14 protein-coding genes are annotated in these 15,283 nt (G+C 58.5%); 13 read left to right on the forward strand and 1 reads right to left on the reverse strand.

Annotated elements, in window-relative coordinates; translation table 11 throughout:
• Window positions 1-270: 270 nt before the first annotated feature.
• The gene (lpxC, locus tag Q0C48_RS06840; protein WP_291522788.1) at window positions 271-1,185 is read left to right on the forward strand and encodes a UDP-3-O-acyl-N-acetylglucosamine deacetylase; all 915 of its coding nucleotides are present in this window, start codon (window positions 271-273) and stop codon (window positions 1,183-1,185) included.
• Here the strand turns inward: lpxC and Q0C48_RS06845 are convergent.
• Window positions 1,125-1,637 carry a DciA family protein gene (locus Q0C48_RS06845; RefSeq protein WP_291522790.1) on the reverse strand — a complete coding sequence of 171 codons (513 nt, stop codon included), beginning with the start codon at window positions 1,635-1,637 and terminating at the stop codon, window positions 1,125-1,127. The genes lpxC and Q0C48_RS06845 overlap by 61 nt on opposite strands.
• Window positions 1,638-1,687: 50 nt before the next feature.
• Between Q0C48_RS06845 and secA the strand changes: the two genes are divergently transcribed.
• The 12 genes from secA to Q0C48_RS06905 all read left to right on the forward strand — a co-directional run.
• Complete coding sequence (gene secA, locus Q0C48_RS06850; protein WP_291522793.1) at window positions 1,688-4,438, forward strand: preprotein translocase subunit SecA; 2,751 nt, start codon at window positions 1,688-1,690, stop codon at window positions 4,436-4,438.
• Window positions 4,439-4,447: 9 nt separating this feature from the next.
• Window positions 4,448-5,674: a bifunctional glutamate N-acetyltransferase/amino-acid acetyltransferase ArgJ gene (argJ, locus tag Q0C48_RS06855; protein WP_291522795.1), complete on the forward strand. Its 1,227-nt coding sequence runs from the start codon at window positions 4,448-4,450 to the stop codon at window positions 5,672-5,674.
• Window positions 5,674-6,663, forward strand: coding sequence for a Nudix family hydrolase (locus Q0C48_RS06860; RefSeq protein ID WP_291522797.1), 990 nt, complete (start codon window positions 5,674-5,676; stop codon window positions 6,661-6,663). Before argJ ends, Q0C48_RS06860 begins: the two co-directional genes overlap by 1 nt.
• On the forward strand, window positions 6,664-7,626 hold the full coding sequence (locus tag Q0C48_RS06865) for a glycosyltransferase family 2 protein (protein ID WP_291522799.1): 963 nt from the start codon (window positions 6,664-6,666) through the stop codon (window positions 7,624-7,626).
• Window positions 7,623-8,339 (forward strand): polysaccharide deacetylase family protein, encoded by a 717-nt coding sequence (locus tag Q0C48_RS06870; RefSeq protein ID WP_291522801.1) that lies wholly within the window; start codon window positions 7,623-7,625, stop codon window positions 8,337-8,339. The genes Q0C48_RS06865 and Q0C48_RS06870 overlap by 4 nt, the downstream gene beginning before the upstream one ends.
• Complete coding sequence (locus Q0C48_RS06875; protein ID WP_291522803.1) at window positions 8,336-9,412, forward strand: glycosyltransferase family 4 protein; 1,077 nt, start codon at window positions 8,336-8,338, stop codon at window positions 9,410-9,412. The genes Q0C48_RS06870 and Q0C48_RS06875 overlap by 4 nt, the downstream gene beginning before the upstream one ends.
• A 171-nt stretch (window positions 9,413-9,583) precedes the next feature.
• A complete protein-coding gene (locus Q0C48_RS06880; RefSeq protein ID WP_291522804.1) occupies window positions 9,584-10,690 on the forward strand; it encodes a glycosyltransferase family 9 protein in 1,107 nt (368 codons plus the stop codon).
• 23 nt (window positions 10,691-10,713) lie between these two features.
• Window positions 10,714-11,898 carry an O-antigen ligase gene (locus Q0C48_RS06885; protein WP_291522806.1) on the forward strand — a complete coding sequence of 395 codons (1,185 nt, stop codon included), beginning with the start codon at window positions 10,714-10,716 and terminating at the stop codon, window positions 11,896-11,898.
• Between the two features lie 171 nt (window positions 11,899-12,069).
• On the forward strand, window positions 12,070-12,843 hold the full coding sequence (locus Q0C48_RS06890; RefSeq protein WP_291522808.1) for a glycosyltransferase family 2 protein: 774 nt from the start codon (window positions 12,070-12,072) through the stop codon (window positions 12,841-12,843).
• 19 nt (window positions 12,844-12,862) lie between these two features.
• Complete coding sequence (gene waaC, locus Q0C48_RS06895) at window positions 12,863-13,915, forward strand: lipopolysaccharide heptosyltransferase I (RefSeq protein WP_291522810.1); 1,053 nt, start codon at window positions 12,863-12,865, stop codon at window positions 13,913-13,915.
• The gene (locus Q0C48_RS06900) at window positions 13,912-14,592 is read left to right on the forward strand and encodes a tyrosine-protein phosphatase (RefSeq protein WP_291522812.1); all 681 of its coding nucleotides are present in this window, start codon (window positions 13,912-13,914) and stop codon (window positions 14,590-14,592) included. The genes waaC and Q0C48_RS06900 overlap by 4 nt, the downstream gene beginning before the upstream one ends.
• Window positions 14,589-15,283, forward strand: a 695-nt coding sequence (locus Q0C48_RS06905) for a glycosyltransferase N-terminal domain-containing protein (protein ID WP_291522814.1), incomplete at its 3' end; no start/stop codon positions are given. The genes Q0C48_RS06900 and Q0C48_RS06905, both read left to right, overlap by 4 nt.

Raw genomic sequence — 15,283 nt, forward strand, 5'->3', positions numbered from 1 at the left:
AGAAGCTTGTTTTGGTGCGACCGCGGTAGTGCGGTCACCTGATCCGTTGGATTATACATAACCAGATGCGCCTTGGGCGATGCGCCGCGCCTGCCCGCAAAAAAAGACAATCAACGCATGTGTTAATAAATGTCAACGGAATATTGTCAAGGGTGGCGGGTCGCTGTACACTGCCTGACCAGCCGGTTAGTTGTATAGAGACAACAAAAGTTGTAAAGTAGGCCACACGCATTTAGCGGGAGGGCGATCCCTGAGATCGCGAAAGGGAATATGATCCGTCAGCGCACGCTCAAAAATATGATCTGGGGCACCGGTATCGGCCTGCACAGTGGCAAGAAGGTCTATATTGGCCTGCGCCCGGCGCCGGTAAACACCGGGATCGTCTTCCACCGCAGCGATATCGAGGGTGGCGCCTGGATCAAGGCCGACCCTCTGCACGTGGTGGATACCCGCCTGTCTACCAATATCGGCGATGGTCAGATACGGGTCGGTACTATTGAGCATCTGATGTCGGCACTGGCAGGTCTGGGTATTGATAATGCCTATGTAGATCTCGACGGGCCGGAAGTGCCGATCATGGATGGCAGCGCTGCACCCTTTGTATTCCTCATCCAGTGCGCTGGGATCGAAGAGCAGAAGGTGCCGAAGCGTTTTATCCGCATCACTAAACCCCTCAAGGCCGAAGACGGTGATCGCTGGGTGCAATTAGAGCCCTTCGAAGGTTTCAAGGTGAGCTTTACCATCGATTTTGACCATCCCGTGATGAAAAACGGCGGTCAGGAAGTGACTGTGGATTTCGCGCGGACCTCTTATCTTAAAGAAGTGGCACGTGCGCGTACCTTCGGCTTTATGCGCGAGGTCGAGACCTTGCGGCGCATGGGGCTCGCCCTCGGCGGCAATCTCGATAATGCCATTGTGGTCGATGATTACCGCGTGCTCAATGAAGAAGGTCTGCGTTACACCAATGAGTTCGTGCGCCACAAGGTGCTTGACTCCATCGGTGATCTCTATCTGCTTGGCCACCCACTGGTCGGCCATTTTTCCGGTCACAAGGCGGGGCATGCCCTCAACAACAATTTGCTGCGGGCACTGCTTCTCCGTCAGGATGCGTGGGAGTTTGTGGATTACTCCGAGAGGCGCGCGCCATTTTCCTTTGCTGAGGCGCTGGCGACAGCCTCCGCCTGAAGGCTGTCCAGAGTGGCTGCCAAGCGCTTAAGCGCGACGGCTATGGCTTGTGGCATCTGATCGCTCTCTGCCCGCAGAGCTTGGGCAGCCTCTGCTGAAATGTGAGGCGCTTTCGGGAGTTTGGCCGGTTGCGGCAGCCGGTATGACCAAGGCCGCACCGTGGCGATGATTTGCTGTGCTGGAGTTTTCGGGAAGCGATTATTCCATTGTTTCAGTATGTTTTTTTCATTTCTTCGTAGCCATGAAATCCATACCGGGCTCTGACAGAGCACACTCAGCACCCCCCCGGACCAATCAACCAGCCAGGTATGGTCCTGTGCCTCCAGTGAGAGTAACGCATTCCAGTCGATTTGACGCTCACGCAGTAGCGTTCCGCGACGGCAGACCTCTCCGATCGGCCCGGAAGGGTTTTGCGTCATGGGACGCCAGGTACGTCGTCGTTTATCATCCATAGGCTTTCATGCTACCCTGCTCGATATTTTTTACCTAGGCTCGCGTGCTCATGTTTGGAACTATCATCCGCCATGTCGTTGGCAGTCGCAATGACCGCCTGATCAAGAAGGCCCGTGCCGTTGTGGCGCAGATCAATGCCCTGGAAGGTCGCTACAAGGCCATGGACGATGCCGCCCTCGCCGGGCAGACCTTGCGCTTTAAAGAGCGGGTGGCCCACGGTGAATCACTTGACGCGGTGCTGCCCGAGGCATTTGCGGTGGTGCGTGAGGTGACTCAGCGGGTGATGGGCATGCGCCAGTACGACGTGCAGCTGATCGGCGGCTACATGTTGCATGAAGGTAAAATTGCGGAAATGCGCACCGGTGAGGGCAAGACTCTCGTCGCGACCTTGCCCGCCTACCTCAACGCCCTGCAGGGTAAGGGCGTGCATGTAGTGACGGTCAATGACTATCTGGCCAGCCGCGATGCTCAGTGGGTCAGTAAGATTCACGGCTTTCTGGGCCTGAGCGTGGGTACGATCATCTCGGATATTTCCAGCGAGGAGCGCCGCGCCGCTTATGCTGCCGACATCACCTACGGCACCAATAACGAGTTCGGTTTCGATTATCTGCGCGATAACATGGCGTTTTCTCCTGCCGACCGGGTGCAGCGCGGCCTTCACTACGCCATCATCGACGAAGTGGACTCCATCCTCATCGACGAGGCACGTACCCCGCTGATTATCAGTGGTCCCACTGAAGAGAATACCGACCTTTACTACCGGGTGGACAAACTCGTCGGAAATTTTGTGGTCGATGAGGATTATACAGTCGATGAGAAGGCCCGGCAGGTGATGCTCACGGAAGAGGGTATCGAAAAGGCGGAACGCCTGATGGCGGAAAGCGGCCTGCTGAGTGACGGCAATCTCTATGATCTGGCTAATGTTACCCTGGTTCATCATCTCAATCAGGCGCTGCGTGCCCATGTGATCTACCGGCGGGAAACGGATTATATCGTTCGCGACGGAGAGGTTTGTATTGTCGACGAATTCACCGGACGTATGATGTCGGGGCGGCGCTGGTCTGATGGTCTGCATCAGGCGGTGGAAGCCAAGGAAGGGGTGGCCGTTCAGAATGAAAACCAGACCCTGGCCTCCATCACCTTCCAGAATTATTTCCGCATGTATGAAAAGCTTTCGGGAATGACCGGTACCGCAGACACGGAAGCCTTTGAGCTGAACCAGATTTATGGGCTGGAAGTGGTGATGATACCGACTCATAAGCCGGTGATGCGGACGGACTTTGCCGATCTCATCTACCGCACCAGCCAGGAAAAGTGGACGGCAATTGTTGAGGATATCCGTGATTGTCAGCAGCGTGGCCAGCCGGTACTGGTGGGTACCACCTCTATCGAGCATAACGAATTCTTGTCCCACCAGCTCAAGCAGGCACGGATTCCCCATGAAGTGCTGAACGCCAAGCAGCATCAGCGCGAAGCCGAGATTATTGCCCAGGCCGGCAAACCCGGAATGGTGACCATCGCTACCAACATGGCGGGGCGTGGTACCGACATCGTGTTGGGCGGCAATGTCGGGCATCAGGTGGATATGGTGCTGGCCAATCCGGATCTGGAAGAAGAGGAAAAAACCCAACGGGTCGAGTCCCTCAAGGGTGCCTGGCAAGGACTGCATGATGCAGCGATAGCGGCGGGGGGACTCCATATTGTCGGCACCGAACGTCATGAATCGCGGCGGGTAGACAACCAGTTGCGGGGGCGCTCCGGTCGCCAGGGCGACCCCGGTACCACCCGTTTTTACCTTTCCCTGGATGACCCGCTGATGCGCATTTTCGGCAGCGACCGACTGGGCGGTCTGATGCAGAAGCTGGGGATGAAGGAAGGTGAGGCGATTGAACATCCCTGGGTGACCAAGTCTATCGAGAATGCCCAGCGCAAGGTGGAAAGTCGCAACTTCGATATCCGCAAGCAATTACTGGAATACGATGACGTGGCCAATGAGCAGCGCCGGATTATCTATCAGCAGCGTAATGCCTTCATGGATGCGGATGACGTCAGTTCGGAGATCAAGGCGTTGCGTGATGACGTCCTCGACGCGGTGCTGGCCGACACTGCGCCCGAAGGCGTTATGGAAGAGCGCTGGGATCTGCCCGGCCTGGAATCAGCACTGGAGCGGGTTTTTGGTCTGCAGGTCCCGGTCGGGCAATGGCTGGAGCAGGATAAAGGCCTCGCCTATGCCGCGTTGCGCGAGCGGATCATGGAGATGGTGTTGTCTGCTTATGCGGCCAAGGAAGCGCTCATGGGCAGTGAAATGGCCCATCATCTTGAGAAGTCCATCCTGCTGCAGGTTCTGGACAGTCAATGGAAGGATCATCTGGCGAGCATGGATCATCTCCGCGAAGGCATTCATCTGCGTGGATATGCCCAGAAGAATCCCAAGCAGGAGTACAAGCGGGAGTCCCTGGTCATGTTCAACACCATGCTGGATCGCCTGCGTGAAGAGGTAATCAGTACCTTGTCTCGACTGCATGTGAGCCCGGCGCCGGCAGAGCCAGTGGATTGGGATGCCATCGCCCGTGCCGCCCAGCCGCAGCATTTGCAGTTCTCCCATCCGGATTTCGCGGCGACCGCAACGCCGGCGCCGGCTGTTGAAGATGCGGGCCTTGCATTGGCGGGGCTGGGAATCATTGGCGAACAGGAAGCCAGTCACCGTCTCGCAATCAATGATGACAAGGTGGGGCGGAATCAGCCTTGTCCTTGCGGTTCCGGTAAAAAATACAAGCATTGTCATGGGCGTTTGCAATAAGGAAAACGTATGGCCGTCGGTCTCCACCCTCCCCGGAATATCCTGCCCATAGCGGGGGTTCGCCTGAGTGTGGCGGAGGCGGGCATTCGCTATGCGAAGCGTCGTGATCTGACTCTGATCCATCTCGCGGAAGGGTCCCAGGTGGCGGGTGTTTTTACCCGCAACCGCTTTTGTGCAGCGCCCGTACTGGTAGCTCAGCGTCACCTGGCAGATGGGTCTGGCGTGCGGGCGCTGGTGATCAATACGGGCAATGCCAATGCGGGTACGGGTGCGGCCGGTTTGCAGGCGGCAGAGGCGAGTTGTCGGGTGGTGGCCGAGCAGTTGGGTTGTCCGCCCAGGGCCGTGCTGCCCTTTTCTACCGGTGTGATCGGCGAAGCGGTGGCGCTGGCGGAGAAAATTGCGGCGGTGCTGCCGACCATGGCCGGGCAACTGGCGGAGAATCAATGGGAAGCGGCGGCGGCAGCGATCATGACCACGGATACCATCGCCAAGGCCTGTTCCCGCCAGGTAGAACTGGATGGTGTTACGATCACGGTAACTGGTATGGCCAAGGGATCGGGGATGATCCGCCCGGATATGGCCACGATGCTGGCCTATATCGCTACCGATGCACCTTTGCATGGGACTGCCTTGCAGCAGTGTCTGCAAGAGGCCATGGCACAGTCCTTCAACCGCATTACGGTGGACGGTGATACCTCTACCAACGATGCCTGCATCCTGATGGCGACGGGGCAGGCGGCGCTGCCTCCCATCGCTGCGGCGACGGATCCCAGCTACGTAAGTCTGAGAGACGCCATCACGGCGGTGGCGCAGTGGCTGGCGCAGGCTGTTGTGCGCGATGGCGAGGGGGCGACCAAGTTTATTCCGATCCATATCCTGGGCGGGCGTGACGAAGCAGAGTGTCTGCAGGTGGCTTACCGGATGGCCCATAGTCCATTGATCAAGACGGCGTTCTTTGCTTCCGACCCGAATTGGGGGCGCTTGCTGGCGGCCATCGGTTCAGCCGGCGTGGACGACCTGGAAGTGGATGGGGTACAGGTCTGGCTGGGCGATACGCGCATCGTGCGGGATGGTGCCCGCGACCCCGGTTACAGCGAGACGGCTGGGCAGATGGTAATGGCCCGGGAGGAAATCCCGGTGCGGGTTGATCTGGGCAGGGGTGCCGCCGAGGCGCAAATCTGGACCTGCGACTTGTCCTATGACTATGTACGTATTAACGCCGATTACCGTAGCTGATGCCCACCGTTCCCGTCGCAACCGGAATTATTGAAGACGCCTCCGGGCGTCTGTTGGTTTCACTGCGCCCGGAGGGCAAGCCCTGGCCGGGCTTTTGGGAATTCCCCGGTGGTAAAATCGATCCCGGCGAAACGCCGGAACAGGCCCTGGTCCGGGAGCTCTGGGAAGAGCTGGGGATTACGGTAACGGCGCCGGAGCCTTTCCGGGTGTTGGATTATACCTATCCGGAGCGGACGGTGCGTCTGCATTTCTATCGGGTGCGGCATTGGCTGGGCACGGCGCACGGGCGGGAAGGACAGAAAGTACGCTGGCTTTATCCCTGGGAAATTCCTGCGTTGGAATGCCTGCCTGCGAATCTCTGCATGACGGCGGCCGTATTGGCGGAGGCCTTGCCCCATCCGCCCCTCTGTCTGATTGCCGATCCGGGCAAGGTGCCCCTACTCGATTTGCAGAGGTCGCTGGAAGCGGCACTCGGTGCCGGATTGCGCTGGCTGGTGTTGCGTTGCAAAGCGGTGCCTGATGACTCTAGCGCTGATGTGTTGGCGGCACTGTGCGCCGGGGCGCTGGCGCAGGGGGCGCAGGTCTACCTTAATCATCCTGATCCCCTGCCCGACTGGCCGCGCTCTGGTCGCCACCTGACCCAGGCGCAGTCAGACGCAGGCGTAAAACCCGATGAGGCATTCGGGGTGTCCTGTCATGATGCCGCAGGGTTGCAGCGGGCGGCGCGTCTCGGGGCGCGCTACGCCTTTCTCTCGCCGATTTTCCCCACCCCGAGCCATCCGGGTGCGGCGGCGCTGGGACTTCAGGCTTTTGCGGCGATGGCCGCTGAATCGTCTCTGCCCCTCATTGCGCTCGGCGGAATGACAACAGCACGGGTGCCCACGGCGCTGGCTGCTGGCGCGCGCGGTGTGGCGGTGCTCTCCGGTATTCTCGAAGCGCAGGATCCTGCCGCCGCTGCCCGCGCATTTCTCCAGCATTGGGACGGATAAATGGCCCTTATTTCCGTCGTGATTCCGCTCTATAACGAGATCGGCAATGTCTCACCACTCTGTACAGCCCTTAGCAATGTCCTGGGGGGCGCCGATGCCGAGGTGATCATCGTCGATGATGGCAGCCGGGACGGGAGTGCCGCCGCGCTGGACCGGGAGGCAGAGGCGCGCGGCGCGCGTTTCAAAATCATCCACCTGCAACGAAATTTTGGACAGACTGCGGCGATGCAGGCGGGGATTGATGCGGCTCTGGGCGAAGTGATTGTGACCCTGGATGCAGATCTGCAAAATGATCCGGAAGATATCCTGCCTCTGGCGCAGCGCTTGCTGGAGGAGAATCTGGATGTGGTGGCGGGTTGGCGAAAAAACCGGCAGGACAGTCTGTTGTTGCGCAAGATTCCGTCGCGGATTGCCAATCGTTTGATCCGCCGCCTCACGGGTGTTTATTTGCATGATTATGGTTGCACCCTCAAAGCCTATCGTGCCTCGGTGATCAAGGGCGTGCGCTTGTATGGCGAAATGCATCGCTTCATCCCGGCCTGGCTTTCCACCCTGACTTACACGGATCGCATCGTTGAGGTGCCCGTGCGCCATCATCCGCGTCGGGCGGGGCAGAGCAAGTATGGGATCACCCGCACCTTGCGGGTACTGGTGGACCTGCTGTTTGTGAAGTTTTTTCTCAGCTACAGCCAGCGTCCGATGCATTTCTTTGGGGTGACCGGGTTGGCGCTGCTCAGCATCGGCTCGGCTATGCTGCTGTATCTTTTCATCGATAAATTCGGTTTTGGTGCGGAAATCTCCGGGCGCCCTATACTGATTGCCGGCGTGCTGTTTTTCCTCGCGGGGCTGCAATTCCTCAACACTGGCATACTCGGCGAGATGCTGGCGCGCATCTATCATGAGTCTCAGGATAAAAAGACCTACGTGGTGCGCCACACCGTACATTTTGATCCGCCCGCGTGAAACCCATTCCCATTCTGATGTATCACAATGTCGCAACAGCTCCCAAGGGGGTCAAGCTGCGCGGCCTTTATATCTCCCCCCGGCGTTTTGCCCGGCAAATGGCGTTACTGCACTGGTTGGGTTATCAAGGGCTGTCCATGTCTGCCGCCATGCCCTACCTGCGCGGAGAGCGGGAAGGCAAAGTGGCGGTGATCACGCTGGATGATGGCTATCGGGATAATCTCGAATATGCCATGCCGGTGTTGCAGCGCCATGGTTTTACGGCAACCTGCTACGTGGTGAGTGCCGCCATCGGTACCGACAATCACTGGGATGCGCAGCACTTAGGCACACATAAGCCACTGATGAACGTGCATGAGCTACATCGCTGGCAGGAGGCTGGAATGGAGATCGGGGCGCACAGCCGTCATCATCTCCGTTTGCCGGAGTTGAATGAGCCCGAGTTGGATGACGAGGTGGCAGGATCCAAGCGCGAGTTGGAAGGCCTTTTGGCGGTGCCGGTGACCCAGTTCTGTTATCCCTATGGTGCGGTGGGGCTGCGCGAGCGGGAGGCGGCTCGGCGCGCTGGCTTTGTTGCCGCAGTGACGGTGCGGCGGGGCCGTGTCTTGCCGGGGGCTGACCTTATGGATTTACCGCGGGTGATGGTCGGTGGGCATCATGCGCCCCATGTTTTCCCCCTGCAACTGCTGACCCGACATGAGGAGCGCCATTGACCGCCACCCCGCGTTTGCTCTGGGTGGGCACCAACCCCGGCGGTGGCGGTACGGAGACGCACATGATCACCCTGAGTCGCGCCCTGGCCGAGCAGGGGGCGGAGGTGCATTGTCTGGTGCATCCGCAAGGACGGATCGCGCAGGCGCTGGAGACGGCGCCGGTGACCCGGCATTTCGGGGTCTTCCGCAACAGCGCCGATCCCGGCGGCATCCGTGCTCTGCGTCGGGCTATCCGTGTGGTGCAGCCGGATTGGGTTATCGGCAGCTTCAGCAAGGAATACTGGCCGCTGGCGCTGATCAGCCGCAGTGAGGGGCGGCGCCTCGCGCTCTTTCGGCACATGGATCTGCGACTCAAGCCCAGCACCCGCTGGCTGCTCTCGCGCTGGCCGCTGCGCCTGTTCGCTATTTCCGCCTATTTGCGGGAGCGCCTGATCTTGCAGGGCGTGCCCGCAGAACGTGTCGAAGTGTTGGCGAATCCCCTGCGCCTGGCAGATTTTCAGCGTGATTTCACGGCACGAACGCGGCAGCGCGCCGCCTTGGGATTGGCAGATGAGGATTTTCTCGTGGGCTTTGTCGGCGCCTGGCACCGGGGCAAGGGGGTGTTCATGCTTGCCGACGCCATCGACGCCGCGCATGCCACAGATGCACGGGTGCATGGGCTGTGGTTGGGGGGAGGCACCCATGAAGCGGAGTTGCGCGCACGTCTGGAGGACAAGCCCTGGCATCATTTGCTGGGCTGGCAAGACCCGGCAACGCCCTGGTACAGCGTCATGGATGCCCTTGCCCTGCCTTCCATCGAGCCGGATACCTTTGGGCGGGTTTGCCTGGAGGCGCAGGCCTGCGCCACCCCGGTGCTGGGCGCGGCCATGGGTGGTATCCGGGAAAGTTTTGCGGCGGATCGGAGCGGCCTGTTATTACCTGCCGGGGAATGGGCGGATTGGCGGGACGCCATTTTGCGGCTGGCAGCAGACGTCCCTCTGCGCGAGGGTTTGGCTGGGGTCGGACCGGATTACGCCCGGCGCTTTGATGCGGATGTCATCGCCCGCGATTTTCTGGCCACCTTGCTGCGATGACACAGATGCCTCCACGTCTTATGATAGAGGCTGTTTATTCGCTGAGGCAGGGGGAAAGGTCATGCTGGTAGCCATGTTACGGCCTTTATCCATCAAAGAGTATGTGGCCCGTATAGACCTGTCCGGCGTCGATCTGCCCTTGGCCCCGCAGACGGATTGAATGCCGCGCTGATGCCACGTCCTTTACCCGTAGAACCCCACCGCATACTTCTGATCAAGTCGCACAGTGCAGGTATCGGCGACATCCTGCGCAGTTCGGCGGCCTGGGCGGTGCTCAAAAAGCGCTGGCCGGATGCGGAACTGCATCTGGTGTTTCTGAGCCGCTGGCCCGGTTATCCGAGCGAGGCGCTGATTCGGGAGCACTATCTGCTGTCCAGCGCCCATTTTCTGTCCATGCAAGAGGGGCGCTTTGCCGGTATACGGGGTGTTGGCCCGCGTGCGTGGCGCCGATTACTGCCGGAGCTGAGGCACATCGCGCAGGACCTGCAACCGGACCTGATCATCGACCACGAACCTTTCGGTATAGAGACGAGCATCGCCACCCGCTGGATGCGGCGTTTTTGCGCGGCACCTGCGGTCGGGGTGAATCAGGTGCTGGGGCGGGGGCGACTCTATGACCATGCGGGGCCGAGTTTACAGGACTACGCCCAGCGGCATGAATTGTCCTGGCCCATGGACTATACGGAGCGGGACTTCGCGGCGTTGGCGGCTTTGGGGCTGGAGCGGGATGGCCAGCGGATCGTGTTGCAGGAAACGGAGGCTGGGCGCTATGTTCGCGAATCTCTGCAATCCCGGTTACCAGAAGACCGCCCTGTTATCGGAGTGAACATTGGTTGTGGTACGCCAGATGCGGAAAAAAAACGCCCCTCCGTCGGATTTCTGGTGGAAGTGATGGGGCAGGTTGCGGCCGCTTCTCCCCATATTCTTTTGCTGACCGGCGCGCCAAATGAACGCAGCATCAATCAGGATTTTCTGGGGCAATATGCTGCGCGCTGGGGTGATGTCGGACACATCCTGGATATTGCTGGCCAGACCACTCCCAGCGGCCTGACGGGAGCTCTTGCGATTTGTGATATCTTCGTGTCCAGCGACTCCGGGCCGTACCACATGGCCGTCGCCATGGGTCTACCCACGCTGGCGCTGTTTAATTTTCCAAGTCCGGAACATTACCATCGTGAAGCATCCGTCGTCGTGACCGGAAATGGTAGTGGCGATAGTGATACGATGGTGTCCAGCATTTTACGATTGCTTGATAAAAATAAGGTTTTTATGTCATGAAGTGGAGAGTCCCGGATGGGCTAATGTTTACAGCGTATGCCTTGCCATTATTCAGCTTCCCGCTGAGTACGGCAGGTGCCGGTGTCTCGGTAGGGCTTTTGCTGGTGCTTTATGCCGTAAGCGGCCATTGGCGGGAATGGCGCCAGATTTCCGCGCGGCCCTGGGCGATACCACTTGCGCTGCTCATCGGTTGGACGCTCCTCGGTCTGCTATGGACCACAGATATGTTCTTCGGAATGAAGGTCGCGGAAGCCACTAGTTACGGTATTTTGGCATTTATAGGCGCCACATTGCCCTGGAAGACGCGCTGGATAAAATTATTAATCAGGCTATTTCTTTCTGGTTTGTTGATCAACGAATTCCTGGCAGCCATGATGACTTGGGGAGTTTTTCCGTGGAAGAATACCGGCGGTATGAACTATACGGGTTTTTGTGGTCATATTTTCCTTTCTTTGGCAATTGCCCACGCACTTCTGTGGCTGACTTGGGACTTCCGGAAGCAATGGAACTTTCCCCGCTGGGTTAATGTGCTTGTCGGTCTGCTACTGTTTGCGCAACTGCTCGTTATACCGGGGCGTTCTGGGCAATTACTGCTCGTAATTCTGCTTCCTATAGCGATTTGGATGCTCTATCCCGGACGCTGGCGCTACTGGATGATCATGGCTTTTTCTTTGGCTGTGATTGGCTTGTTGGCAATACCATACATCCGTTCTTATTTTATGCTTGGAGTTCAGGGGTTGTTGAGTTTTAATTTGAGCCATGCAGCTATTTATTCAAGCTGGGGTATTCGTCTTCTGGCAATGATCGGTGGTGTGATGATGTTCCTTGCACATCCATTTTTTGGGGTAGGGACAGGTGATTTTTATCCCGTCATATTGAAAATGCAGGCGGCACACCAGATTCCGGAGACTCCCGATTTTGTCATGAATGCTGCGGCTAACAGCTATATCAGTGAAGCGGCATCTTTGGGGGTTGTCGGTCTTGGGCTTTTCCTCTGGTTCCTCTGGTCCTTGGGGCGTGAAATGTGGAGGTCGCGAGATCTTCCGCAGAACTGGTTCGCGCTTACTTACTTTGCCATTTATGTCATTGGTGGGCTTTTCGATGGTTTGAGCTGGGGGTACGCTGACGCCATTACTATTGCGTTGATGGCTGGTTTGCCTCTATACCAAAGGTCTGTGATTGAGCTTTCAGGGCTCAGTGCACCGTAATGTGCGCTCGCCTGCCGGTAGGCTATCCTGAGCGGATTTTGATAAAGTGATTGTTCCAAAGTGTGGCAGACCCTGAAAATGGGGCTGGGTCATTCAGATGGATTAACCTCACGGGTATGACGCTGGTGTGAGGTTAATGTATTTGATATTGTTAACAGAATGGGATATGCCATGGAATTTCCGTTGTCTGTATCTATTATAACGCTAAATGAAGAGCGTAATCTTGAACGTTGTCTGCGGTCAGTAGCTGATCTGGCTTCGGAAATCGTCGTTGTAGACTCGGGATCGAGCGATGCAACTGAAGAGATCGCGAAGCGCTACGGCGCTCGTTTCTTTAGTAATCCGTGGCCTGGCAACGTTGCACAAAATCAGTTTTCATTCAATCAGTGTGAGCAGCCGTGGGTGTTATCCATTGATGCTGACGAAGCGCTTAGTGCAACGCTGTGTGACTCAATTCGACAGGTAATGGCAGCCCCCCCAGATGACTGTGACGGATGGCTTGTAAATCGTCGTACTCGATATTTAGGACGTTGGATCTCGCATATTTGGTATCCAGAGTGGCGGCTTCGGCTGGTGCGTCGGGAGTCTTCAAAATGGGTTGGTCCGGATCCGCATGGTCACATAGAGGTTTCGGGTCCGGTGTGCAAGCTGAATGGCGACTTACTTCATTATACTTATCGGGATTTGGATGATCAGCTTGCTAAGCTTATCTCCTATGCGCGGACAACATCTTCGGTTAAATATTCAAAAGGTGCCCGGATGAACCCTTTTAAACTAGTGTTATCACCGTGGCTTCGTTTTCTTCGCGATCTGATACTCAAAAGTGCATGGAGGGATGGGTATCGCGGGGTTATGATCGCGTACGCGGGTGCCTTTTCCTCATTTATGAAACAGGCCTACTTGTATGAACTGGAATGCCGCGAACGCGAAACGGATCACGATTAGTGCGGTTTGCCAATAGATTATGAAACTCCTCCTGCTGCGCCTGAGTTCCATGGGCGACGTGCTACATACCCTGCCGGCGGTGACCGATTTGCAGCAGGCCCGGCCGGATTTGCACTTGCATTGGTTGGTAGAGCCCGCATTTGCGCCCATCGCACTGCTGCATCCAGGGGCTGCGCGGGTGATTCCGTTCTCTCTGCGCAACTATAAAGAGCGGTGGCGCGGGCTGGCGGTCGCATTGCGGGATTTGCGGCGAGACTTGCGGGCAGAGGGGTATGATCAAATTCTTGATGCCCAGGGCCTCTACAAAAGTGCGTTGCTGGGCCGCTTGGGCGGGGCGCCACTGTGGGGTCTGGATGCCGCCAGCGCCCGCGAACCGGGTGCCGCCCGGCTCTATCATCGTCGCTTTCCTGTGGCTTGGGGGCAGTCCGCCATCAGCCGGAATCGCCAACTGTTCGCCCAGGCTCTAGACTACCCCTTGCCGGAGACGCCGCCAGATTATGGTTTGCAGGTGGCCGCTACGCGCCTGCGTAAAGACACACTGGCGCAGCCTTGGAAGGAACTGGTGCAGCAACCCTTTGTGCTGGGGTTTCACGGGACCTCGCGGGAAAACAAGGAATGGCAGGAAGACTATTGGCGGGCACTGGCCGCCCTGTTGCGACAGGCGGGATTGCGTTTGTTGCTGCCCGCGGGCAATGCGCGCGAGGCGGCGCGAGCCCAGCGCATTGCGGAGCAAACGGATAATGTGGTCGCCCTGCCCCCCGCTACGTTGCTGGAGCTCGCCGCTGTGATCGTGCGGGCTGATGCCTATGTCGGTATGGATACAGGACTTTCTTATCTGGCCGGTGCCTTGGGGCTGGCGGGGGTTACTTTGTACGGACCGACGGCCAGGGATCGATTTTCTGTGGCGGAGGACCATCAGGCCAGCCTGCAAAGCCTCGAGCCTTGCGCGCCGTGCGGTAAATCCCGATGCCCGTTGCCGGAAGCAAAAAATGGCCTGATACTCTGCCAGCAGGCATTACGCCCAGAGCAGGTCTGGACGGCCTTATCCCCTTTGCTGGAGCAGCGATCATGAAATACCCCCTAGTGCTCCTGCCGGATGAGCGCCGCCGCTACCGGCGGCACCAGTTCTGGACGGATCACGGCATTTTCCGCGAGCTGTTTTATGCAAATTTTCACGAGATTGCAACAGGGGTGTTTCGCTCGGCCCAGCCGTCGCCGGTCCAGTTACGGCACTGGCAGCAAAAGCATGGTCTCTGCACGGTATTGAACCTGCGTGCCCCGGCACCCCACGAACCCCATTACCGTCTGGAGCAGGAGACTTGTGATGCCCTGGGCATGACGCACCTGACCCTGCACGGCTTTGGCTCCCGGGACCTGCCGGAACGCGACAAGTTGCTGGCGGCCATAGAGGTGCTGGATCAATTACCCCAACCTTTTTTGCTGCACTGTAAATCCGGCGCGGATCGGGCCGGTTTCATCAGCGTGCTGTATCTGCATCTGGTGCGGGGGATACCCCTCAGCGAGGCGCAGCGGCAACTGCGTTTGTGGCCTTTCGGTCATATCCGGCATGCCAATACCGGCATTCTCGACTGGTTTTTCATCAGTTACCACGATGCTGCCGCCTGCCAGCCCGGCTTGACCCTGCGTGCCTGGATCAAGGACGGGTATGATCGCGAGCGCGTCCTGAAAAACTTCCGGCCCTGGTATCGTCTGGACTGGCTGACCGACCGTATTTTGCACCGCGAATGATGAGTCGCCACCTCTACGCCTTTCTGCTCTGGCTGCTCAGCCCTGTCGTTCTGGGTTTTACCCTCTGGCGGGCCTGGCGACGACCTGCCTACCGGGAGCGCTGGTGGGAGCGTTTCGGCTGGGGGCCGCGCCGTTCGGATCGGCCCATCTGGATTCATGCGGTGAGTGTGGGGGAGACCATCGCGGCGATTCCCCTGGTGCGGGCTTTGCAGGCACGTTATCCGGAGGTGCCCATTCTGATGACCAGCACAACGCCGACGGGAGCTGCTGTAGTTAGTCAGCGTTTGGGTACGGAAGTGCTGCAGTATTACCTGCCTTATGACCTGTCCGCGGCGGTCACGCGCTTTTTGCGCCGCCAGCGACCGCGCCTGGGGATTATCATGGAAACGGAGATCTGGCCCAATCTCTGTCATGCAGCCAGCCGCGAGGGCGTGCCTCTGATGCTGGCCAATGCCCGGCTCTCGCAGCGTTCGCTTCGGGGTTACGCACGTTTCCGGACGCTCTTTGCCCCCGCATTGGCCAGTATGAGCGCCATTGCGGCCCAGGGTTCGGAGGATGCGGCGGCTTTTCGCCGCCTGGGGGCAGAGCATGTGGTGGTGACCGGTAATATCAAATATGACCTGCCGGAACCCGTCGCCGCGCGGGAGCGGGGGCGCCAGTGGCAGCAGCGCTTCGGTGGGCGACCGGTCTG

The sequence above is a fragment of the Acidithiobacillus sp. genome (genome assembly GCF_023255755.1).
Lineage (GTDB): Bacteria > Pseudomonadota > Gammaproteobacteria > Acidithiobacillales > Acidithiobacillaceae > Acidithiobacillus.